The 21,205-nt window shown below is 35.3% G+C and carries 22 protein-coding genes and 1 other annotated feature; of the genes, 5 read left to right on the plus strand and 17 right to left on the minus strand.

Features of this window, described 5'->3' with window-relative positions; all coding sequences use genetic code 11:
• Nucleotides 1–6: 6 nt before the first annotated feature.
• The 10 genes from BQ5367_RS02175 to BQ5367_RS02220 form a co-directional block, all read right to left on the minus strand.
• Nucleotides 7–660, minus strand: coding sequence for a DapH/DapD/GlmU-related protein (locus BQ5367_RS02175; RefSeq protein WP_071440935.1), 654 nt, complete (start codon nt 658–660; stop codon nt 7–9).
• Nucleotides 661–749: 89 nt separating this feature from the next.
• Nucleotides 750–1,586, minus strand: coding sequence for a 4-(cytidine 5'-diphospho)-2-C-methyl-D-erythritol kinase (ispE, locus tag BQ5367_RS02180; protein WP_071440936.1), 837 nt, complete (start codon nt 1,584–1,586; stop codon nt 750–752).
• The gene (gene rsmA / locus BQ5367_RS02185; protein ID WP_071440937.1) at nt 1,558–2,424 is read right to left on the minus strand and encodes a 16S rRNA (adenine(1518)-N(6)/adenine(1519)-N(6))-dimethyltransferase RsmA; all 867 of its coding nucleotides are present in this window, start codon (nt 2,422–2,424) and stop codon (nt 1,558–1,560) included. The genes ispE and rsmA overlap by 29 nt, the downstream gene beginning before the upstream one ends.
• The gene (gene rnmV / locus BQ5367_RS02190; RefSeq protein WP_071440938.1) at nt 2,421–2,957 is read right to left on the minus strand and encodes a ribonuclease M5; all 537 of its coding nucleotides are present in this window, start codon (nt 2,955–2,957) and stop codon (nt 2,421–2,423) included. The genes rsmA and rnmV overlap by 4 nt, the downstream gene beginning before the upstream one ends.
• Nucleotides 2,958–3,009: 52 nt before the next feature.
• A complete protein-coding gene (locus BQ5367_RS02195; RefSeq protein ID WP_071440939.1) occupies nt 3,010–3,828 on the minus strand; it encodes a 3D domain-containing protein in 819 nt (272 codons plus the stop codon).
• Between the two features lie 228 nt (nt 3,829–4,056).
• Nucleotides 4,057–4,929, minus strand: coding sequence for a DUF362 domain-containing protein (locus tag BQ5367_RS02200; protein ID WP_071440940.1), 873 nt, complete (start codon nt 4,927–4,929; stop codon nt 4,057–4,059).
• A 17-nt stretch (nt 4,930–4,946) separates the two neighbouring features.
• On the minus strand, nt 4,947–5,543 hold the full coding sequence (locus BQ5367_RS02205) for a uridine kinase family protein (protein WP_083383134.1): 597 nt from the start codon (nt 5,541–5,543) through the stop codon (nt 4,947–4,949).
• A gap of 207 nt (nt 5,544–5,750) precedes the next feature.
• A complete protein-coding gene (locus tag BQ5367_RS02210; RefSeq protein ID WP_071440941.1) occupies nt 5,751–6,320 on the minus strand; it encodes an ECF transporter S component in 570 nt (189 codons plus the stop codon).
• Between the two features lie 7 nt (nt 6,321–6,327).
• Nucleotides 6,328–6,849, minus strand: coding sequence for a DUF5662 family protein (locus tag BQ5367_RS02215; protein ID WP_071440942.1), 522 nt, complete (start codon nt 6,847–6,849; stop codon nt 6,328–6,330).
• Between the two features lie 2 nt (nt 6,850–6,851).
• Nucleotides 6,852–7,625: an inositol monophosphatase family protein gene (locus BQ5367_RS02220; protein WP_083383135.1), complete on the minus strand. Its 774-nt coding sequence runs from the start codon at nt 7,623–7,625 to the stop codon at nt 6,852–6,854.
• A 113-nt stretch (nt 7,626–7,738) separates the two neighbouring features.
• On the opposite strand from BQ5367_RS02220, the gene BQ5367_RS02225 reads away from it, so the two are divergent.
• Genes BQ5367_RS02225 through BQ5367_RS02235 form a run of 3 tightly spaced genes read left to right on the plus strand, consistent with a single transcriptional unit; the run spans nt 7,739 to nt 11,409 of the window.
• Complete coding sequence (locus BQ5367_RS02225; protein ID WP_071440943.1) at nt 7,739–9,253, plus strand: bifunctional metallophosphatase/5'-nucleotidase; 1,515 nt, start codon at nt 7,739–7,741, stop codon at nt 9,251–9,253.
• Between the two features lie 57 nt (nt 9,254–9,310).
• A complete protein-coding gene (gene mnmE / locus BQ5367_RS02230; protein ID WP_071440944.1) occupies nt 9,311–10,639 on the plus strand; it encodes a tRNA uridine-5-carboxymethylaminomethyl(34) synthesis GTPase MnmE in 1,329 nt (442 codons plus the stop codon).
• 2 nt (nt 10,640–10,641) lie between these two features.
• Complete coding sequence (locus BQ5367_RS02235) at nt 10,642–11,409, plus strand: TatD family hydrolase (RefSeq protein WP_071440945.1); 768 nt, start codon at nt 10,642–10,644, stop codon at nt 11,407–11,409.
• A 26-nt stretch (nt 11,410–11,435) separates the two neighbouring features.
• Here the strand turns inward: BQ5367_RS02235 and BQ5367_RS02240 are convergent, their stop codons facing one another.
• Nucleotides 11,436–12,068 carry an ATP-binding protein gene (locus BQ5367_RS02240; RefSeq protein WP_071440946.1) on the minus strand — a complete coding sequence of 211 codons (633 nt, stop codon included), beginning with the start codon at nt 12,066–12,068 and terminating at the stop codon, nt 11,436–11,438.
• A 298-nt stretch (nt 12,069–12,366) separates the two neighbouring features.
• Here BQ5367_RS02240 and BQ5367_RS02245 point away from each other — a divergent pair, with 298 nt between their 5' ends.
• The gene (locus tag BQ5367_RS02245; RefSeq protein ID WP_071440947.1) at nt 12,367–13,797 is read left to right on the plus strand and encodes a spore germination protein; all 1,431 of its coding nucleotides are present in this window, start codon (nt 12,367–12,369) and stop codon (nt 13,795–13,797) included.
• Nucleotides 13,798–13,922: 125 nt separating this feature from the next.
• On the plus strand, nt 13,923–15,275 hold the full coding sequence (locus BQ5367_RS02250; RefSeq protein ID WP_071440948.1) for an ISL3 family transposase: 1,353 nt from the start codon (nt 13,923–13,925) through the stop codon (nt 15,273–15,275).
• Nucleotides 15,276–15,410: 135 nt separating this feature from the next.
• On the opposite strand, the gene BQ5367_RS02255 is transcribed toward BQ5367_RS02250, so the two are convergent.
• From BQ5367_RS02255 to BQ5367_RS02280, 6 genes are all read right to left on the minus strand, one after another.
• Nucleotides 15,411–16,046 carry a methionine ABC transporter permease gene (locus tag BQ5367_RS02255; protein ID WP_071440949.1) on the minus strand — a complete coding sequence of 212 codons (636 nt, stop codon included), beginning with the start codon at nt 16,044–16,046 and terminating at the stop codon, nt 15,411–15,413.
• The gene (locus BQ5367_RS02260) at nt 16,039–17,013 is read right to left on the minus strand and encodes a methionine ABC transporter ATP-binding protein (protein ID WP_071440950.1); all 975 of its coding nucleotides are present in this window, start codon (nt 17,011–17,013) and stop codon (nt 16,039–16,041) included. The genes BQ5367_RS02255 and BQ5367_RS02260 overlap by 8 nt, the downstream gene beginning before the upstream one ends.
• Before the next feature lie 4 nt (nt 17,014–17,017).
• Nucleotides 17,018–17,509 (minus strand): peptide-methionine (S)-S-oxide reductase MsrA, encoded by a 492-nt coding sequence (msrA, locus tag BQ5367_RS02265; RefSeq protein WP_071440951.1) that lies wholly within the window; start codon nt 17,507–17,509, stop codon nt 17,018–17,020.
• 1 nt (nt 17,510) lies between these two features.
• Complete coding sequence (locus BQ5367_RS02270) at nt 17,511–18,314, minus strand: MetQ/NlpA family ABC transporter substrate-binding protein (protein WP_071440952.1); 804 nt, start codon at nt 18,312–18,314, stop codon at nt 17,511–17,513.
• Between the two features lie 54 nt (nt 18,315–18,368).
• Nucleotides 18,369–18,613, minus strand: a binding site (T-box leader).
• A gap of 33 nt (nt 18,614–18,646) precedes the next feature.
• Nucleotides 18,647–19,501: a DegV family protein gene (locus tag BQ5367_RS02275; RefSeq protein WP_071440953.1), complete on the minus strand. Its 855-nt coding sequence runs from the start codon at nt 19,499–19,501 to the stop codon at nt 18,647–18,649.
• A gap of 112 nt (nt 19,502–19,613) precedes the next feature.
• Nucleotides 19,614–21,191, minus strand: coding sequence for a hypothetical protein (locus BQ5367_RS02280; RefSeq protein WP_071440954.1), 1,578 nt, complete (start codon nt 21,189–21,191; stop codon nt 19,614–19,616).
• Between the last annotated feature and the right edge of the window lie 14 nt (nt 21,192–21,205).

A 21,205-nucleotide genomic window follows, 5' to 3' on the forward strand; every position in this document is an offset into this window, starting at 1 on the left:
TCCCCCTTATTTATTTAAATATTTTGTGCCAAAATTTTCTTTATTCGTCTGACGGCTTCTGGCAATTCCCATTGCGCCATCTTCAACATCTTCAGTAATCGTAGAACCTGCCGCCAATAACGCATGATGACCAATCGTTACAGGTGCGATAATATTAACATTACTGCCAATAAAAGCATGATCGCCAATTTTAGTTCTAAATTTATTTTTCCCATCATAATTGACCGTTACAACACCACAGCCAATATTAACATGTTCACCTACTTCACAATCCCCAAGATACGTCAAATGAGCACATTTACTGCCGTTGCCAAAGTCGCAGTTTTTAAATTCTACGAAATTTCCAATACGGCAATTCTCATGTACTACTGTGTGATTTCTTAGATGAGCAAATGGTCCTACAGTAGAATTTTCCATTACTTCACTGTCTGAAATTTTTGTAGAATCAATGGTAACGTTGTCGCCAATGGTTGCATTTTCAAAAAAACAATTAGGAAGAATCTTGCAATTTTTTCCAATTTTCGTATGACCTAATAAAGTCACATTAGGATAAATAACGCTTCCCTCTCCGATTTCAACATCTTCACCAATGCTTACTCTTTGTGCATCGATGAACTCTACTTTCTGATCGATAAGCCGCTGAATATCTGCACTTGCCATTTTAATTTTTTCTCCTTTTTTTATATCACTTCTATTTTACCCAAATTTCACTCTCTTTTAAAGTCTTTTCATGATATAATTTCAACATCTTATCCTAAAACCTTACATTTATACCGAAACCAGCCATTATAATTTGTATCACGCATAACTTGATCAATTAAATCAGGTTTTCTTGTTAAAGCAAATACAGTAGATCCACTGCCAGACATACAAACAACTTCAAAGCCTTTTTTCTGTAAATATTCTCTTGCATATCCAATTTCTTTAACTAATTGACTTGCAGGCTGTTCAAGGGTGTTGGCAACGCACGAAGAAAGCGCATCAAAATCATTTTCAATAAGACAGCGTTTCACTTTATCAATGTCCGGATGGATACAAGTATTAAAATCAATTGATGCAAAGCATTCTTTTGTGGAAACACCCTTATAAGGTTTTAAAAGCAAAACATCAAAATCACAATTCATCTTAAATGGTTCAATAATTTCACCAATACCCTTTACAACACTTGGCTGACACATAACACAAAAAGGTACATCAGCACCCACTTGCTTTGATAATTGTGCTATTTCCTCATTATCAGCATCAATATGACATAGATCACGAATCGCCAGCATAATTGCTGCAGCATCAGCACTTCCACCAGCTAACCCTGCCTGTGTAGGAATACGTTTGTGCACATGAATACGAAAATGTTCTTGAATGCCATATGCTTCTCTCATGCAATTCACCGCTTTTACGATCGTATTTTTACCATTGATGCGATACTTCAGATTCCATGTATACCAGTCTGCTTTCGCAAAACGTATCGAAATATCGTCACAAAGCGTTAATGGCAGCATGATCATTTCCAATTCATGGTAACCATCTTCTCTTTTGCCAACGACATTTAGACAAGCATTAATTTTCGCATAAGCAAATGTCCTCATGTTCAATCCTCCTGTACAATCTCAAAAAATCATCTAAAGAACAGCTTTCTGCTCGTTGACTCTCAGATATACCAGCATCATTCAAATATTCTTTAGCCTTTTCTTTATCTTTTAGCCATTCACCAAAATTATTTAAGATCGTTTTCCGGCGTTGTTTAAAACAAGCCTTGACCATTGCGAAAAATAGTTTTTCATTCACAGAAAGATCTTTCTTCTTGAATTCAAACTGTAAGACGCTGCTATCTACATTGGGCTTTGGATTAAACACATTACGTGGTACCTTCACCACTTGTTTTACATGAGTCAAATACTGTGTAATGACACTTAATGCATTATAATCTTTCGTATTGACATTAGCAGCAAAACGATCAGCTACCTCTTTCTGCATCATAACTGTAATTCTTTTGATATCTGCTTCTGATTCAAATATCTTAAAAAGGATCGGTGTTGTAATGTAATAAGGAAGATTTGCCGCAATGACGACATCATCATTTGGATATTGCTTTACAAGGTTTTGTAGATCAACCTGCATAAAATCCTGAAGGACAACTTCGACATTATCACAATCTTCAAGTGAATATGCCAATACTTCAGGCAACCTTTCATCAATTTCATAAGCAATGACCTTTTTCGCAAACTGGCTTAACATCTGTGTCAAAGCACCAATACCCGGACCAATTTCAATAACTACAGTATGATCGCTAATTACTGCATTACGGGCTATTTTAGAAACGATGCCTGGTTCTACAAGAAAATTCTGTCCATAATTTTTCTTCGCATATAAATCAAATTTATCTAATATTTCTTTTGTCCTTGATGGTGTAGCTATTACTTTCATTCTTCTTCCTCTAATATTTTTAAGCATTCCTGCTGATTTAACTGAAGCATATTTAAACGCTTATAAAGTGTCTTGCCATTACTTTTCCCAATATGAAGATATTCTTCCAGCTTCCTTCTTTTCTGTGAACTGTCTGCCCTTCCTGTACATCCCAATTCAAGAAATTCGCTCCATGACAAAGTAGGCTGTAAATTCTCTGAATAAGTTAAAAGATGTTCCAGCGATTCTTTTAAATCTTCCTCAGTTGCATGTTCAATACCTACTTTTTTAGATGTCCTTGCTTTCTTCTTATCAATAAAAGCATTCTTACATCCTTCTACATGCTGATTGATCTTCATGCGAATTTTCTCTCCAGGTGCATCAGGATCTGTAAAGATGATCACACCTCTTTTATTCTGAGCCTGTTGAATCATTTCCAACGTCTTTTTTGAAAGATGCATGCCATGAGTTTCAATCGTATCACAGTCAAAATAGCGTTTTAATTTTTGAGTATCATTTTTTCCTTCAACGATAATAATTTCCTTTATTTTCATATCTCTATTTTAACAAATTTCTATCCTAATAAAAATAGAAAGCGTACGCTTTCTAATATTTACAGGCATTCGAACCGCTTCTGCCGCCTACTCGTTCAATAACGACCTTGGTATTGGCACTGCGGTCATTGCTGATATTTGTATTTCCTTGACTACCCTTAAATAAATCTAAAATACTTCCCTTGATCGCACCGCCACGATCTAATACGATTGCCTGAAACGGTACTCCTGGTGTCAATCCTTCTCCTGAAAAACCATGGTCATAAACCGTCAATACTGAACAAAGAGGTATGCTTGGATCAGCAGCAACAATATAGTAATCACCATACTTAATTCCCTCTCTCATTTCACCATTGGCCTGTCTGACTGAATGATATCCAACAGTAACACCTGCACTCGTTCCACCTGTTCCTTCTGGTGATACATAACAGCCTGCACAGTCGATACCATAAGTTACCATCGTTGGATAAAATTCACTACCCACGCTAACACTTCCGCCAAATTGCATCTTAGGTGCTACCGCTTCTGTTTCCTGACGGCTGCCTATGATAGCAGTCTTAGAAATCACGTTGCCTTCACTGTCATAAGTAACAACATAATCCTCGCTAACTGTGGCTTTTTTTCCCTCTACATAAGAAGCGATCCAGCTGATACCTCCCATGCCTTCTTCATATTCTGCATATACCATCTCTGGCATTTCACCGACTTCCCATACTTCATTGATGGTTTCCATCGATAATTCCAGTGTCTGGTCTTCTGTTTCTATTTGCTTTAATACTAGAGTTTCTGAATGAAACGCTGAAGTTGATGAGCATCCACATAATAATGATGCAACAACTAATATTTTAATCAATTGGTTTCTTTTAACCATAAAACCTCCTTTTTAAAACGTTAGACAGTATAACATACATTTAATGCTTTTTCCCACTTTTTCCAATTTTTCATCCCTTTTATTGCTAGTATTCCCTCATGAAAGGGCTTTTAATCAAGCAATTCATGGGATTTTTTCATTCACAAAACTTATTGTACTCCTTTTTTTATATTTTGGCAAATTTCCAGGTACATAAAAAAAGGAGCTTTACCGCTCCTCTTCTATCCTTTAATCAACATTGATTAACTCATATTCACGAGTACCTGTACCATTTTCTTCAGCTACTCGAATGATATTTACACCTAATTTTTCTTCAATACGAGCTATTAATTGTTCCTTGCCCTTATCTTCACTATTATAGATAATATCGATACAAGCCTGATCAATGGCTACTGGATCCGTACTTGAAAGAATACCGATATTCTCCATACATGGTGGAGCAGCATTGCCATCACAGTCACAGTCAACAGAAATGTTCACCATAGCTGTAACATAAACGATCTTACCATCAAAATATTTATGAACACTGCTGGCAGCATCTCCCATTGAAGTAACAAACTGTAACTGATCAGTCTTCCACATATCTTTTTCAGGATCACCAGCACCATGAATATAAGCTTTACCATAAGAAGAAGCACAGCCAATCGATAACTGTTTTAAAGCTCCTCCAAAGCCTCCCATGGCATGTCCTTTAAAATGAGATAAGACTAACATAGAATCATAATTTGCTAAATGTTTGCCCACATAGTTTTTCTTGATCTGATGTCCATTAGGAATATCTAATACCATATCAGGCCCTTCGCTATCCATGATATCTACATCAAAATACTTCGTCCATTCATGCTCATCCATCAAATGACGATGCTTCTCTGTTGTATCTCTTTCTCCCGGATAAGCCGTATTACATTCAACAACAGTTCCATTAACTCGTTTCACCAATGCCTCTACAAACTCTGGCTTTAAATAATTTTTATTTCCATGTTCTCCAGAATGTAATTTTACCGCTACTTTTCCCGGTAATTCTACACCCAATGCTTCATACATCTTTACCAGACTATCTTTAGATACTTCACTTGTAAAATAAACCTTTGCTTTTTCCATTTTACATCTTCCTTTCTTTACAACTGAAAACAAAGCTCACATTTTTCTTTGATCTGACAAACACTAAAATATTTCTCTTCAAGCGGAATCCAAGTCGAAAGAAAAATTTCAAGCCTATCTTCCCCATTCCTTTTTCTAATTCTATCCATCTGTTTCTTTTTATCAATATCTAAAAATATCTTTAAATCATAATAAGAATATAGGCATGGATGAAGACTATAAGAACCTTCTACGATGATAACAGACTGAGCATCAATGCTCACTTCCTCACTTAGCCTTTGCAAAGAACAGTCATAACGCTGAAAGGTACATGCCCCACATTTTCTCAATGGTATCAGCACTTCCTTTTCAAAACGTTCATGATCCACATTACCTCCAGCTTCTTGATAACGCTTAGCTGTTCTTTGATATGGCTGTAAGAAAAAATCATCCATATGAATTACCTCACAGCCTATCTTTTTACTTAAAGCGGCAGCTAACGTTGTCTTGCCCGAAGCACATCTTCCATCAATCGCAATGATCAGCAATGAATTTTCTTTCTTTTGACGTTCGATTTCATGTTGAATCATCACTACCGATTCATCTAATGAACTCATGATCTCTGCATCAGCCATGACATCACCTCTAAATAATATAAAACCTAAAGTTCACTTCAAGTCAAGTATTTTTACAATAAATTTATATAACTTTTTATTTCATTCGTTATTCAGATTTTTTTAATAGACGATCAATATAAATCAGCTATAGATAAATAAAATCATTAACCATTTCACTCTTTTTACCATAAAAAAAGAATCATTTATATCTCAAATGAAACTTTTTTAATTCTTATTGATATTCGCCAATGGCTTTCTTAATGCCATATAAAGCAGTACTGCTACAAAAATGCAGATTATGGCATTAAAAGCTGTAACACCGCCACTCCATGTCAAGAAAATGGCTGCTGCATCCGCTTCAAGGCCTAAAATGAAACGCTGAAACAGATAACCAATGATTGGGTCAAAGATAACATTGAATCCAAGTCCGGCAGCAGCACATAAAGCTGTATTCAAAACAGCTTTTTTTGTATCCTTTTCTTTAGAAACATGCATCTTTTTAGCCAATGTTCCTGAAATCCATCCGATGCAGAATTTTAAGAGAAAAGTTTTGGGAGCCGATGTGACATAACGGGGATCTAAAAGATCAGCAATTGAAAGTCCGACAGCTCCGGCAATACCACCTTCTACGGGTCCTAAAAGCAGCGCTGAAACAACAACCACTGCATTGGCAACATGAATGGCCACCGATGAACCGCCAGTCAATGGAATATCAATTTTTCCATAGCTGAATACCGCATAATTCAATGCTGCGAAAATAGCGATATGAGCTAATGTTTTAGTGTTTTTTTTCATATTTTCCTCATTTCAATATTTCTTTTTTAATATAGGCAACCGTTTCATCAAGTCCTTTTTGCGCATACATCTCAAGCATATTTCTTAACGTCTGCTTACTTTCTTCATTCATACAGTAGTTATGCTGATTCAACATAAAATACTCAAGTGGTTTGCTTGTCGTATAGTTATTTGGATAATAAATCATACTGGCTGCAACCCGATCACAAAACATCTCCACAATATATTTATTAGGTATCTTTGTACCAAATACCCCTTCCCCATTGCAATCGATCCAATATTCCCAATGATGCTTATTTCTTCCTTTATGATGTAACCACCCTTTAGAATAACCGACTACCTCTTTTTCTTTATCGATAGGTGAACGATTTCCCTGAAAATATTTAACTCCTGCGGAAAATTCAACCCATGAATATTTTGATAGATCATGCAGAAGACCTTGTTTATATAAACCACATTTAAAGCATAGCTTGCCCACTTTTATCTTATGACGTGTAATCGTTGTTAAATGTCCGATAAAGCGATTCATCTTTACTCACCTATCATCTTTCTAATATCTTTAAAACAGCTTGGACTGGCAAATAAAACACCGATAGGTTTAGTAAAATCAAGTTCTTCATTTCTAAGTCCCATCATCTCTACCTGTGCTTGTTTCGCAATGACATATCCTGCTGCATAGTCCCATGGAGAAAGACGTTCCTCATAATAAGCATCTACCCTGCCACAGGCAACATAACAGATATCTAAAGCAGCACTGCCGCTTCTACGTACATCACGACAGTTTAAATACAGCTTTTTCGCATTGTCAAACGTAATATCCGCAAGTTCTTTATTATAAGGAGCACTGCCAAATAAAACAAGTGCATGAGCAGCATCATGATCTGCCACTTGAATCGACACTCCATTACAAGTACTTTGCTTCCCTTCTATTCCAACAAAGCATTCATCTAAATAAGGATCATAGATCACTCCTATGATTCCTTTTTTCTTATACAATAAAGCAATCGATATACAGGAATGTTTATAGTCATACGCATAATTAGTCGTACCATCAATGGGATCAATGACCCAGGTATATTCTTCACCAAGTTCACGCTGATCCTCTTCTTCTGCATAAAAACAGCTCGATGGAATCAATTTCGTACATTCCTCTATGATATAATGCTGACTCGCAATATCCATATTCGTTACGATATTGGCGGCATCACTTTTTTCTTTAATTTCAAGTTCTTCTTTATGAAGGATGAGTTGCCCTGCATTTCTGGCAATTTTCTCTATTTCATTTGCAATTTTTAAAATATCCATATCTACCTCCACATACAGATAATTTTAATAGTTTTTTATAGTTTTTCAAGTTATATTTATCATTGACAAGTTTTCAAATTCATTGAATAATGATACTTGTTAGGAGAATCAGGATGAAAATTAAGATTTATGCGACAAGTGATACTCACGGTACGATTACCCCATATCGTTACAGTGATCATAAAGAAATGAACATGGGACTGATGAAATTATCTTCTTTGATCCACAAAGATGAGCATACGTTATTGATAGATAATGGTGATGTCTTAGAAGGATCTCCACTTGATTATGTTCATCATTTAAAATTTGAAGATCAAATTCATCCAATGGCTAAATGTTTCAATGCTATGAATTATGATTATATTAATCTTGGTAACCATGAATTTAATTTTGGAAAAGAGAATGTATGGAAATATATCCATGATACAAATGCCATTTGTCTGACAAGTAATTTATTTGATAAGGGTGTTTGTTTTGGGAAAGAATATGTGATTCATGAATTTGATGAAAACAATCGTATTGCTATCGTAGGACTTACGACTCAATATATTCCCAATTGGGAACAGCCTAAAAATATCGTTGATATGACTTTTGAGAATGTTTTTGATAAACTGAAACAAACGGCTGATAAGATCAAGAAGAATGAAGATGTAAAAGGTATCTTAGTGGTATATCACGGTGGTTTTGAAAAAGATTTAGAAAGTGGCATGCCTACTGAAAATCTTACAGGTGAAAATCTTGGTTATAAGATGTGTAGTGAGATTGAAGGAATCGATGTCATGATCAGCGGTCATCAGCATCGTTCAATTGCTCAGTTTTGTCACGATACCTGTGTGACCCAGACCGCTTTTAACGCAAAGGAATTGGCTTATATAGAATGGGACTTAGATACGAATGAAAAAGTTGCGAAATTAATTAGTGCTGATTGTGAAGCGGATGAAACACTTTATCCTCTGATCGAAGAGGAAGAAAAGGCAACACAAATCTATCTGGATCAGCCTTTAGGTAAGCTGGCAAGTGGTGATCTTTTGGTTCATGATGCATTTGAAGCCCGTCTTCATAAACATCCGCTAGTATCTTTTCTTAACAGGGTACAGCTTGATTTCACAAAAGCTGATTTATCTAGTGTTGCGCTATTTAATGATGCGACAGGCTTTAATTCAACCATTACGATGCGTGATTTAGTATCTACTTATGTATACCCAAATACTTTATGTGTTGTTCGTATGAATGGCAAGACACTCAAAGAATACTTAGAAAAATGTGCGGAATATTTTGAACTCACAGATGGTAAGATCGGCGTGGCCCCTCGTTTTCTTGCACCTAAACCTGCCCATTATAATTATGATATGGTCGATGGCGTGGAATATACGATTCAAGTATCCAAGCCTGTTGGTTCCCGTATCATTTCACTTACCCGTCATGGAATTCCTGTAAAAGATGAAGATTCCTTTACGATGGTCATGAGCAATTATCGAGCTGCCTGTGGTGGTGATTTCTTTATGGTCAAGGATTGTGAACCTTTGATGGCATATCAGGAAGATATGGTGGAATGTCTTCGTCAATATATTGAAAAACATCCTGTAATTGAAATCAATCATCAAAATAATATTAAAATTATTCCATAATCACTGTTTTCATGCAGTGATTATATTTTTATGCTACAATATCATGGAGGTGATATTATGCTGAATGATACAATAGCGGCAATTTCTACCGCATTAAGTGAGGGGGCCATTTCCATTGTACGTGTAAGTGGTGATGATGCGATTGAAATCGTGAATCAATGCTGTAGTATCGATCTAACCAAAAGTCCTTCCCATACGATCCGCTATGCTACATTTCAAGATCCTCATACACATGAAATTCTTGATGAAGTACTTATTAGTGTTTTTAAAGCACCTAAAACATATACTCGTGAAGATCTAGTAGAAATCAATTGTCATGGAGGCGTTTATATCACTCGTAAGATTTTATCGATTCTTTTAGCCTGTGGTGCTCGCCTTGCGAATCCAGGTGAATTTACCCAGCGAGCCTTTTTAAATGGGCGTATTGATCTTACACAAGCGGAAGCTGTCAATGACATGATTCGTGCTAATAGTTCTACGAATGCAAAGATGGCCATTTCCGGTATCCGTGGCAGTGTAAAAAAACTGCTGGATCCACTCATTGAAGATTTATTAAATATTATTGCTGTGATCGAAGTGAATATTGATTATCCGGAATATGATGATGTAGAGATGCTCACAAATGAACGTGTTTTACCGATGAGTCTTTCATGGCTGAATCAAATTAATGAAATCTTAAAGAAAAGTGAAAGTGGCCAGCTCTTAAAGGCCGGTATTAAAACCGCTATCGTAGGTAAGCCAAATGTTGGCAAAAGTTCTTTGTTGAATGCCTTATTAGAAGAAGATAAAGCAATCGTTAGTGATATTGCCGGAACGACTCGAGACCTTGTGGAAGGACACATTCAATTAGGTCAGATCCATCTTAATCTGATTGATACAGCCGGTATTCGTGATACTCTTGATACGGTTGAGAAAATTGGTATTGAGAGATCAAAAAAAGCTATTGAGGAAGCAGAATTAGTCATTGTTGTCTTAGATGCAACAAGTGAGATCGATGAACAGGATCAATTATTATTAGACATGACGGCTGATAAAAAACGTATCATCGTTTATAACAAAAGTGATCTTGCTGAAAAAGAGGGATTATCCATCAGTGCTGCCAAAGGTGAATTAGATGATCTGATTCATGAAATTGAATCCTATTATGAACAGGAACTCATTTCAATACAAAATCCTATCTTAAACAATGAACGCCAGATCGGTTGTCTTATGAAAGCCCGTAATTCGATGAATGCTGCCATTGAATCATTAGAAAATGGCATCGAACTTGATATGGTAACAATTGATTTACAGGACGCTTATACACAATTAAAAGAAATATTAGGAGAAGTTTCAAGAGATGATTTATTGGATACGCTCTTCTCTAACTTCTGTTTGGGGAAATAACTATGGGAATTATTGATACACACGCACACGTAACTTATAAAGGCCTTGCAGATCGCATAGATGAAATTGTCGCAAATGCCTTAAAGCATGATGTAACAAAGATCTTATGTGTTTGTTGTACAAAAGAAGAAGCTTTAAAGGCCATTGAAATTGCCAATCAATATGATATATTTGATTGTGCTTTTGGTTATCATCCGGAAGATGTCGATCGTCTTGAAGATTCTGATTTATCAGAATTAAGAAAAATTCTTAACGATCCACATATGATTGCCTTAGGTGAAATTGGTTTAGATTATCACTATACTAAAGACAACAAAGAAGCCCAAAAAGATTTATTTATTCGTCAAATACAATTGGCCAATGAACTTGACTTACCCATACTGATTCATATGCGTGATGCTACATTGGATACTCTTGAAATACTCAAAAAATACCCTTGTACCGGTATCATGCACTGTTTTTCAGGAAGTCTTGAAACAGCAAAAATCTGTGTAAATCTTGGCTATTACATTTCTTTTGCCGGTCCATTGACCTTTAAAAACGCAAAAGATGCACCACAGGTATGTGAATGGGTTCCTTTAGATAAAATCTTTGTGGAAACTGATTCACCATTTCTAACACCTCATCCATTCCGTGGGAAACCAAATGAACCTGCATATACTCATATTACCTTTGAAAAGGTATGTGAAATCAAACAGATAGATGCTGATATGCTCATGAAACAGATGGAAAAGAATTACTATACCTTATTTAAAAAAGCAAAAAAATAGCAAGTCAATCCAAAATGACTCGCTTTTTATAAATCTAAACTATTCTCATCTAATAAGAATTGTTCTACACCAATATAAACGATTCCATACTGATCTCTACGAACGGGACCTGATTCTCGAGTAATAATTATTTTTTTAAATGAATCATGTATGTGAATCAATGATTTTCTTTCTTGTTCTTCTTTTTCTATTGTATCCATTTTATAAGCAGACTGGATATAGTAGTATTGACTACCTAAAAATACTACAAAGTCTGTCTCTAAAATTGAACGTACTGTTTTATTCTCATTGTTTTTAGAAAACACCTCAACAACACCAATTTGTACAGAATAACCTCTTCTTATCAGCTCATTATAAATAATATTTTCCATCACATGCCCATCATCTCGATGCAAGAAATCAAGTCGTGCATTTCTTAACCCTGGATCAGCAAAATAATATTTATATGTAGCTCCTATATGTTTTCTTCTTCGCACATCCACTCGGTCTACTTTCGTAATAATAAATGCATCTTCCAGATATTTTAGATATGAATAAACAGTATCTTTACTAATATTTGCTTTCATTTTCGTTCTAAAAGTATCAGCTATAATATTGGGATTGGTTAAATTTCCAACATTGCTTGCCATTACTTTGGTTAATAATACTATCATAAACATAAATAACACTTAACTTTTTCATTTTCTTTTATCATCTTTCTATCAATCAAAAAATGAAATTTCCTAATATATAAAAAAGATTTTCCACACCTTCTTATTCCCGTAATAATCTTAACTCTTCCATTGTTCATTAAACTTATCATTTTTTTATATATAAATCTCGATTAATTATCATTTTGTTCTCCTTTTTTGTGTATGCACACATTTTTTTCTAATAAATTCTTAGAGTATTATTCATAAATATAAATCTACATTCATGATTTATCTCTTTTGTTTCATACTATTCATGAGGTGAGTCATGAAACTAAAAGAAGCTTATCAGCTGAATGTTGAGTATTTAAATCATAAGCTAGATGTTGAAAACAATTTTGATGTATGTAATCGCAGTTTTATTCTAGGCAATAGGGAGTGTACTTTTTATTTTATTGATGGATTTGTGAAAGATGAGATTTTTGAAAAAATATTTGAATTTCTTTTAAAACTTACTCCTGATGATTTTCCTTTTAGAATGAATGTATTTGAAAAGAAAGCTATTCCTTATACTGAAGTTGAATTAATCAATGATTTTGAAACGATCATTACCCAGATTCTTTCAGGAAGCATCCTCTGTCTGATAGATGGTTATGACTATGCCATCAGCATTGATGGAAGAACCTATCCTAACCGTTCTATTAGTGAGCCTGAAGATGACCGTGTATTAAGAGGTAGTCGTGATTCATTTGTGGAAACGCTGGTTTTTAATACCGCACTCATACGGAGAAGAATACGAGATGAGCATTTAAAAACAGAAATACATTCTGTTGGTACGAAATCAAAAACCGATGTAGTACTTTGTTATATGAAGAATGTAGCTGATCCAAAAAACATATCAGATCTTAAAGCACAGATTACATCGATTGATATTCCATCATTATCATTAGCACAGGAATCATTAGCAGAATGTCTCATTCAAAAAAACTGGTGGAATCCTTTTCCTAGAATACGCTATACTGAACGTCCAGATGTCGCAAGTGCAAATATTTATGAAGGAAAAATAGTAATTCTTGTAGATAATTCTCCGGCTGCAATGATTCTTCCAACTTCTTTTTTTGATTTTCTACAGGAAGCTAATGATTTCTATTTTCCTCCGCTTATTGGTACTTACTTACGTTGGGTACGTTTGATCATTTTTGCTTGTACTCTATTTTTAACCCCTCTTTGGTATCTTTATATTCAAAATCCACAGTTATTTCCCGAATGGCTTAGCTTTCTTCAGGTTCAGGAAATGAATGCCGTCCCTATCATTATTCAGCTTTTGATCGTTGAATTTTTAATTGATGCGATCAAACTGGCTTCTTTAAATACCCCTAGTGCTCTTAGCGGTTCTTTTGGAGTCATTGGAGCTCTTGTATTAGGAGAGTTTGCTATTAAAGCACATTGGTTTGTACCGGAAGTTCTTTTATATATGGCTTTTGTTTCTCTTGCGAACTTTACCCAGCCTTCCTATGAATTAAGCTATGCTTTTAAACTTTGGAGAATATTGCTTTTAATATTTACTTGGGCATTTAATATTATTGGTTTTATAAGTGGTCTTGTCTTAATAGTTTTGACACTTTATTTTACACCTGCGATCCTTCATCATAATTATCTCTTTCCACTGATCCCTTTAAATATGAAAAAATTAAAGGAACTCCTGATAAGAGTTCCTATTGATAAAAATAATGGTATATTAAATTATCGTGGGAAATGATCCCTGCTTTAAATTTTGAGTGGGATAAGACTTTCCTCGCTTTAAATTTTAGATGGGGTTAAAAAAACTACCTCGCTTTGATAGAATTTTACTGGTCTATTTCATTCTTATCAAAGGAGGTAGCTATGAATCATTCTATCATTAATGCTTTAAATTTAAAAGAGGAAGAAATTGATTCCATTGAGTCTGTTTCTTCCTTTCATAATGAGGATTTCCTCATCACTCTGAATCTCAAAGACCATATCTGTCCGAATTGCGGCTCTCTGACTCGTTCCATCAAGGACTATAAGATCCGCAAGCTCCACATGAAGATCTTTATTCGCTTCAATTCTATTGTCTATTATAAGCGAAGACGTCTGAAATGCGAACACTGTGGAAAGTCTTTTGTGGAAAACCATCCTTTCGGTTCCACCCGCAAGTCGGTGGCTCCTTCCACGATCATCAGCGTGCTGGAAGCTCTGAAGCCTTACAACTCTACGTTTTCCTCTGTTGCGTCCACTTACGGACTCTCGGTCGGAACGGTTGTCGATATCTTTGATAAACATGTCCAAATCCCAAGAAAACACTTAACAGATATCCTGTGCTGGGATGAATTCTATTTCAACCGGCGCTCACGCTATAAATATGCTTTCATCATGATGGATTTCCATAAGAAAGTCATCCTCGATATTTTTGAATCCAGACATGTCCAACATTTAAGTGACTATTTCTATTCCATCCCTTTGCAGGAAAGAAAAGCTGTAAAGTATATCATCATCGATATGTACCGCAACTACAGGGATATTGCCTCTGTGTATTTCCCCGATGCTGCTGTCTGCATCGATCCGTTCCACGCTGCTAAAAGAGTCAATGATGCACTGAACACTCTGAGAAAACGGATCATGCGCAGGAAGAAAGAAAACGGTGATATGTTTTCCTACAGCCTTCTGAAAAACAGATACGAGCTGTTACTGAAGAATCGAAATGAACTGGAATTCGAAAAGAAGAAAAAGGATATGATTCTGGGTTATTCCATCACAGAAAGGGATCTGGCTGATCTGCTTCTTCAAATGGATAGCCATTTAAAAACAGCTTATTTTCTAAAGGAAAGATTTATTCGCTTCAACAGCAGCGACAGGAAGCGTTTCACCAATCGGAAGACAAAAGAAGAAGAGCTGAATAAACTTTTCAAGGATATGCTCGATTCAGGCATTGAGGAAATGAAGGGATGTGCGGGGACTCTTCGAAGCTGGAAGGAGGAAATCCTAAATTCATTTGTATGGATTGATGAAAGGCGTTTATCAAACGGACCTATCGAAGGAAAGAATACTTATATAAAAAAGATCATCAGCAATGCCAACGGATTTACTAATTTTGAGAGAGCAAGGAACAAGTTTCTTTATTCGCAGAACCTATATGAAACTTACTCTATTACTGAAAAGAAGACAAAAGTCAAAAGAAAAGGCGCCAAAAGAGGCACCTATAGGAAACATAAATAACCTTTAATTAATGATTGATTTTTAGAATGAAAGTAGGCTCCTTTAAAATTTCAGCGGGGTAAATTCACCCCGCTAATATTTAAAGGTTTTTTTATTTTTCCCCGCTATTTTTTAAAGCGCCAAAATAATTCATGATTAAGAAAGCTTTTTATAAAAGAAATTACCAATACTTTGAATAATTTGGACGATGATAATCAAAACAATACTAGTAACTACCATATATTCTGTTTTGAATCCCTGATATCCAAAACGAATAGCAACGTCACCTAATCCGCCTGCACCTAAAGTACCAGCTATCGCACTATAACCAATCAATGAAATCATCGTTAATACAATACCTGATACAATCGATGGCAAAGCTTCTTTAAAATAGACTCGATAAATAATCTGAAAATTACTGGCACCAAATGAACGGGCCGCTTCGATCAGTCCATGATCCACTTCTCGAAAAGCTGATTCGATGACTCTTGCGACAAAGGGGATCGCTCCAATCGTCAATGGAACAAGAGCTGCTGTAGGCTTGATAGTTGTACCAACAATTGCTCTTGTCAAAGGCATTACCAATACTAGAAGAATTACGAAAGGAAAGCTTCTAAAAGTATTTACTAGGAAATCAAAGATACCATAGACTACTTTATTAGGACGCAAACCATCACTTGCTGTCAAAGTCATGATAATCGCAGGTATAAAACCAAGTATTACTGAAAAAAACGTTGAACCAACGATCATATATATCGTATCAAGCGTTGCTTCTATTAAGATTTCACTCATGCTGTAATTCCTCCCAGATAATATGATGCTCCTTCAAAAAAGCAAAAACCTTATCACGATCTTCTTCTTGAATATTAATAATCAAACTTCCTAAAATAGAACCTCGGAAATTCTCCAGTTTTCCTTGGCAGATATCAAAGTCAATATCTAACTTCCTTGCTAATGTCGTAATCAGATGTGATTCTGAGTTTTCATCCGCAAAGAACAATTTTACATTTACACCGTCTTTTGGAAGTATTTCTACACTTTCACCAACAAATGCCTGAACTTCAGGATTTGGCGCAACGAATAATTCTTCCGGTTTGCCAACAGTTACCACTTTTCCATTTTTTATAAAAGCTACTTTGGTACATATCTGTTTAATTACTTCCATCTGATGAGTCACAACGACAATGGTAATCCCCATCTCTTTATTGATCTTTAAAAGCAGATCTAAGATCTCTTTTGTAATAACAGGGTCAAGTGCAGAGGTCGCTTCATCACAAAGCAATACTTTTGGATCAAGAATCAAAGCACGGGCAATGGCAACACGTTGCTGCTGACCCCCGCTAAGCTGTGCCGGCTTACTGTTAACCTTATCTTCTAAGCCAACAAGACGTAATAAATTCATGATTTTTTCTTTGTTTTCCGGACTATTTTTTCTTTGCCCCCAAAACTGTAAAGGCAAAGCCACATTGTCATATACATTTAAACGGCTCAACAAGTTAAAATTTTGAAAGACCATTCCCATTTCTTTTTGTACGTGCTGAAGCTCTTTTTTTGTCAGTGTATTGATGATTTTCCCATCAACAATGATCGATCCGCTATCAAAAGTTTCAAGTCCATTGATACATCTTAAAAGCGTCGATTTTCCGGCACCACTTTGTCCAATGATCCCATAAATTTCTCCCTTTTCAATTTCAAATGAAATATCATCTAAAACATTCAGAGAACCAAAATTTTTACTCAGATTCTTTATCTCTATCATAAAACTACTCCTTATCCTTAAAAAAACAGGTATCTATATGACAATATCCTTTTGGATTTTTATCCAGATATTTCTGATGATAATCTTCTGCTTTGTAAAAAGATATTAAAGGCCTCACTTCCACAACGATCGGATGAGCATATTTTTTCTGTTCATCCTGAATCACTTGAACAATGATATCCAAATCGTTTTCATCTGTATAATAAATACCGCTTCGATAGGAACTGCCTTCATCTTCACCTTGCTTATTAAGTGAAGTTGGATCAATGACAAGTAAAAACTTTCTTAGAATTTTTTCTAATGAAAGAACCTGCTCATCATAAACTACTTTCACCGTTTCCGCATGACCACTTTGCTGACTCTTCACATTTTCATAAGATGGATTTTTTAAATATCCATTGGCATAGCCGACGACTGTTTCAATAATTCCGTCAAACTGATCCATGTATTTTTGAATTCCCCAAAAACAGCCGCCAGCTAAATAAATTGTTTTCATATTAGAATGCTGCAATTACTGAACCATCGTAATTTTCTTCAATATAAGCTTTTACTTCATCACTTGTCATTGCTTCAATAAGAGCTTTTGTTTTTTCAGTATCTTCATTACCTTCTTTTACAACCAAGTAATTTACATAATCAGCACTTTCTTCTGATGTTGCATCTTCAATAAATAAAGCATCTTCTAATGGATTTAAATCAGCTTGCAAAGCATAGTTTACATTGATAACAGAAGCATCAACATCTTCTAAGCTTCTTGGAAGCTGGGCAGCTTCTAAAGATACGATTTCATAATTGTGTGGATTTTCTTCAATCATTGTCGTATCATATAAACCATCTGTTTCACTTAAAGTAATCAACCCGTTTGCTGCTAATAGCTTCAAGGCTCTTGACCCATTACTTGCATCATTTGGAATAGAAATGGTCGCACCATCAGGAATTTCATCTACACTGCTGTATTTAGAAGAATAACATCCCATTGGTTCTAGATGGATACCTGCTACTGATACAAGATGCAAGCCGCTTTCTTCATTTTGTGTTTCCAAATAATCTAATGTCTGATAATAATTCGCATCCAGGCTTCCTTCTTCTAAAGCTGTATTTGGCTGTACATAATCAGTATATTCAACTACATCTACTGTCCATCCATCTGCTTCTAAAGCTGGTTTTACCACATCATTTAAGATTTCCGCATGTGGTACTTGCGTAGCCCCGATCGTAATCGTTTTATCCTCCGTATCTGTTGTGTTTGAGCAGCCGGCTAATAAAGCTCCTGCAACTAATAAGCTGAGTAATTTTTTCATGTCTATTTCCTCCTTTATTTACTCACTACTCAATACAATAAAAAACTCGCCCTATATAAGGGCGAGTGTATTCGCGTTACCACCTTAGTTTAAAATAATCTCACGATTATTTCCTCATCAAGTACGTCCTATAAGGATTATACTCTATCACTGTAACGGGTGAACCCGTCATAGCCTAACCATTTTGGTTCGGTATGCAACTCCAAGGCCATTTTCATTCATCTTCCATCGTTCTTTCACACCAGCCAAGAACTCTCTTTAGACTTTCAATGAATTACTTTTCTTTTCATCGTCTTTATTGTATTGTTGGTATCATAATAAAACACAAAATTTTAATTGTCAAGAATCTTTTTTAATTTTTTCATCTTACCAAATGCCAGTACCCCCGGATCTGTATGAGACAGGATTACAGCTCCAAAAGGATGTCTCTCTACTTTTTGATGGGTTCTCTCTTCTAATTTCTGTTTAACTTCATCCACCATATCATCACAGTCATCAGAGATGATCATCCAATAATATTGTGAAGCATCTTCTACATTTACTGCTTCATCAATGCCTTTTTCAATTGCTTTTTTCATCGTTCTGACTTTATCAAAAACATCAATGATACCCTCTTTTAAAGATAATACAGGCACAATTTTTAAAAGACTGGATAAAGCAGTGGCTGCCGGTGTAATTCTTCCACCTCTTTTAAGATAGTTAAGATCACTTGGGATAATGATTGCTTCCATCATTGAAGGTACTCTTTCAATCGCTTCTTTTATTTCAGAAGGTGTTTTCCCTTCACAAAGCATTTCTTTTACGTCTAAACATAATTTTGTTAATGGATAGCATACACATTTCGCATCAATGACAGTTATCCTTCCTTCATAATTTTGTGACTGTACAAGAGCGGTCTGATACATTCCGCTTAATCCTGAGGATAAAGGAATGTGAATGATTTCATCATATTCCTCTAATAAATGATCATACATTTTTATAAGTGAACCTAATTGAGCCTGAGAAGTTTTCACTATTTTCCCATCCAGCATTGCTTGCTTAATGCTGGTTAAATCAATATCGACTCCTTCTATAAACTCTTCCTCATCAATCGTAAGAGGCATTCGAAGAACATAGATTCCTAGCTCTTTTGCTGTTTTATCGTCAATATCACATGATGAATCTGTTAGTATCGCATATTTTTTCATATTTTATATGCTAACATATCATCAAACCCTTCTCAATGTTTAGGTATTCACTATTTTATACAATTTTGGATAAATGTTAAAAAAGTGAAAAAAAGATGCAAAATAGCATCTTTTACTTATTGATTTCTATGATACTGTTAACATCACCTGTCGTATATTTTACCTTTAAAACATCATTTTCTTTGATAAAAGGCAATAACTTTTCATTAATCGTTATATGACCTTTATAAACATTTCCTTCCTGATCCATAATATAAGCATAAGTATCTCCGGAAATATTAATATAAGAGACAGATGAAACTGTAATTTCTTTCTCTTCCAATCTATCTGTATCAACAATATTCATAGCAGCAATATATTGACTCTTTAGATATTCTAAACCTTTATCCTTATCTACGGTAACTACTTGCTGGTAATCTTCACAATCAATCATAGCATACATCTTTACTAATCCTGCATTATCCTTGAGAGAAACCAAGTAAGTAGGGCGTCCGCCAACACTGATCAGCAACGGGAACGTAGATGTATAGCCCAAATGCTGGACTTTTCCTTCTGCACTGCTCATAGCTGAAAATTCTTCTGCACCGCTGCTCATAATGATTTTTGCTTCTTGAGTACGCTGATTCACTAATACGAAGCCGATATTCGATTCATCACTATTTACTGATGTAATACCCGTATATAACCATATATCATCATTTAACACGATATAATTATATCCTTCAGTTGTCTGATAAACATCTCTTTGACCAATGATCGAATTAATGAATCCATGGACATAAGCCCCTGACTGGTTTACCTGTTCGATGATCAGATCACTGGCATAAACACGATCGATCCATTCTGGAATTTCTCCTATGGCATATTTATTCATACTGCCATCAATCGCATTCATCGCAATTACACCTGTAATGGCTGGCTTCTGACCAATACCTTTATACGAAATTGTTGAAGTGATCCAATAAGGAACTCCTTCTTCATCAATTTCAAAATTTGTTTCATAAAAAATATCAAATGGATATGCCAAACGCATATGACGATCACGATCTTCAAATAAAATAGCATTTTCACTATATTTTATGCCACTTAAGCCTAAATCTTCTAATTTTACCAGATCGCTTTTTCCCGTAGTCGCATTGACAATGATATATCCAGGTATTCCCTCTGAATGATTAGAAAAATACTTAATAAGACCGTTATAATCAAGCGGTGTTACACGTACGATCGTATCCTGATAAGATATCTGTGAATAAATATCACTTACCTCAAACTGGCTTATAAGTTCAGGAAGCTGACCTAATGTTCGATCACCTAAAACCATCGTTGAATCACGATCGATGATTGCTGTCTTTGTAAAATCGACTTCATCAATTTCACTAAAATCTGCTTCGACCAAATCAATACGCTGTGCATATTCATTTGCATTAAAAATCGGACTGCATACAAACATAATTACTAATACTATTGCAATCGAAGCAGCAAAAACACCTAAGATTCCCTGCTCCTTTTTCACATTTGTTTTTTTAGTCATATTGGCAATCACTGCAATCAATAATGGAATCAACGATACCCACAAATAAATCCAAAAAGTAATACTTGTCGGATTAATCGGCGGTAGGAAAATAAAAAAAAGTACAGCTGCTAATATCAGCGAACCAGCAATTCCATAAATAAATCTTTTGTTTTTCATATTCATAACTCCTC

The organism is Traorella massiliensis, from assembly GCF_900104665.1.
Taxonomy (GTDB): Bacteria; Bacillota_I; Bacilli_A; order Erysipelotrichales; family Erysipelotrichaceae; genus Traorella; species Traorella massiliensis.

What these genes read in the sequence shown, in the direction of transcription:
- BQ5367_RS02175 (WP_071440935.1), bottom strand. Translation starts at nt 660, where the DNA reads ATGGCAAGTGCAGATATTCAGCGGCTTATCGATCAGAAAGTAGAGTTC.
- ispE (WP_071440936.1), bottom strand. Translation starts at nt 1,586, where the DNA reads ATGAGGACATTTGCTTATGCGAAAATTAATGCTTGTCTAAATGTCGTT.
- rsmA (WP_071440937.1), bottom strand. Translation starts at nt 2,424, where the DNA reads ATGAAAGTAATAGCTACACCATCAAGGACAAAAGAAATATTAGATAAA.
- rnmV (WP_071440938.1), bottom strand. Translation starts at nt 2,957, where the DNA reads ATGAAAATAAAGGAAATTATTATCGTTGAAGGAAAAAATGATACTCAA.
- BQ5367_RS02195 (WP_071440939.1), bottom strand. Translation starts at nt 3,828, where the DNA reads ATGGTTAAAAGAAACCAATTGATTAAAATATTAGTTGTTGCATCATTA.
- BQ5367_RS02200 (WP_071440940.1), bottom strand. Translation starts at nt 4,929, where the DNA reads ATGGAAAAAGCAAAGGTTTATTTTACAAGTGAAGTATCTAAAGATAGT.
- BQ5367_RS02205 (WP_083383134.1), bottom strand. Translation starts at nt 5,543, where the DNA reads ATGGCTGATGCAGAGATCATGAGTTCATTAGATGAATCGGTAGTGATG.
- BQ5367_RS02210 (WP_071440941.1), bottom strand. Translation starts at nt 6,320, where the DNA reads ATGAAAAAAAACACTAAAACATTAGCTCATATCGCTATTTTCGCAGCA.
- BQ5367_RS02215 (WP_071440942.1), bottom strand. Translation starts at nt 6,849, where the DNA reads ATGAATCGCTTTATCGGACATTTAACAACGATTACACGTCATAAGATA.
- BQ5367_RS02220 (WP_083383135.1), bottom strand. Translation starts at nt 7,625, where the DNA reads ATGGATATTTTAAAAATTGCAAATGAAATAGAGAAAATTGCCAGAAAT.
- BQ5367_RS02225 (WP_071440943.1), top strand. Translation starts at nt 7,739, where the DNA reads ATGAAAATTAAGATTTATGCGACAAGTGATACTCACGGTACGATTACC.
- mnmE (WP_071440944.1), top strand. Translation starts at nt 9,311, where the DNA reads ATGCTGAATGATACAATAGCGGCAATTTCTACCGCATTAAGTGAGGGG.
- BQ5367_RS02235 (WP_071440945.1), top strand. Translation starts at nt 10,642, where the DNA reads ATGGGAATTATTGATACACACGCACACGTAACTTATAAAGGCCTTGCA.
- BQ5367_RS02240 (WP_071440946.1), bottom strand. Translation starts at nt 12,068, where the DNA reads ATGTTTATGATAGTATTATTAACCAAAGTAATGGCAAGCAATGTTGGA.
- BQ5367_RS02245 (WP_071440947.1), top strand. Translation starts at nt 12,367, where the DNA reads ATGAAACTAAAAGAAGCTTATCAGCTGAATGTTGAGTATTTAAATCAT.
- BQ5367_RS02250 (WP_071440948.1), top strand. Translation starts at nt 13,923, where the DNA reads ATGAATCATTCTATCATTAATGCTTTAAATTTAAAAGAGGAAGAAATT.
- BQ5367_RS02255 (WP_071440949.1), bottom strand. Translation starts at nt 16,046, where the DNA reads ATGAGTGAAATCTTAATAGAAGCAACGCTTGATACGATATATATGATC.
- BQ5367_RS02260 (WP_071440950.1), bottom strand. Translation starts at nt 17,013, where the DNA reads ATGATAGAGATAAAGAATCTGAGTAAAAATTTTGGTTCTCTGAATGTT.
- msrA (WP_071440951.1), bottom strand. Translation starts at nt 17,509, where the DNA reads ATGAAAACAATTTATTTAGCTGGCGGCTGTTTTTGGGGAATTCAAAAA.
- BQ5367_RS02270 (WP_071440952.1), bottom strand. Translation starts at nt 18,314, where the DNA reads ATGAAAAAATTACTCAGCTTATTAGTTGCAGGAGCTTTATTAGCCGGC.
- BQ5367_RS02275 (WP_071440953.1), bottom strand. Translation starts at nt 19,501, where the DNA reads ATGAAAAAATATGCGATACTAACAGATTCATCATGTGATATTGACGAT.
- BQ5367_RS02280 (WP_071440954.1), bottom strand. Translation starts at nt 21,191, where the DNA reads ATGAAAAACAAAAGATTTATTTATGGAATTGCTGGTTCGCTGATATTA.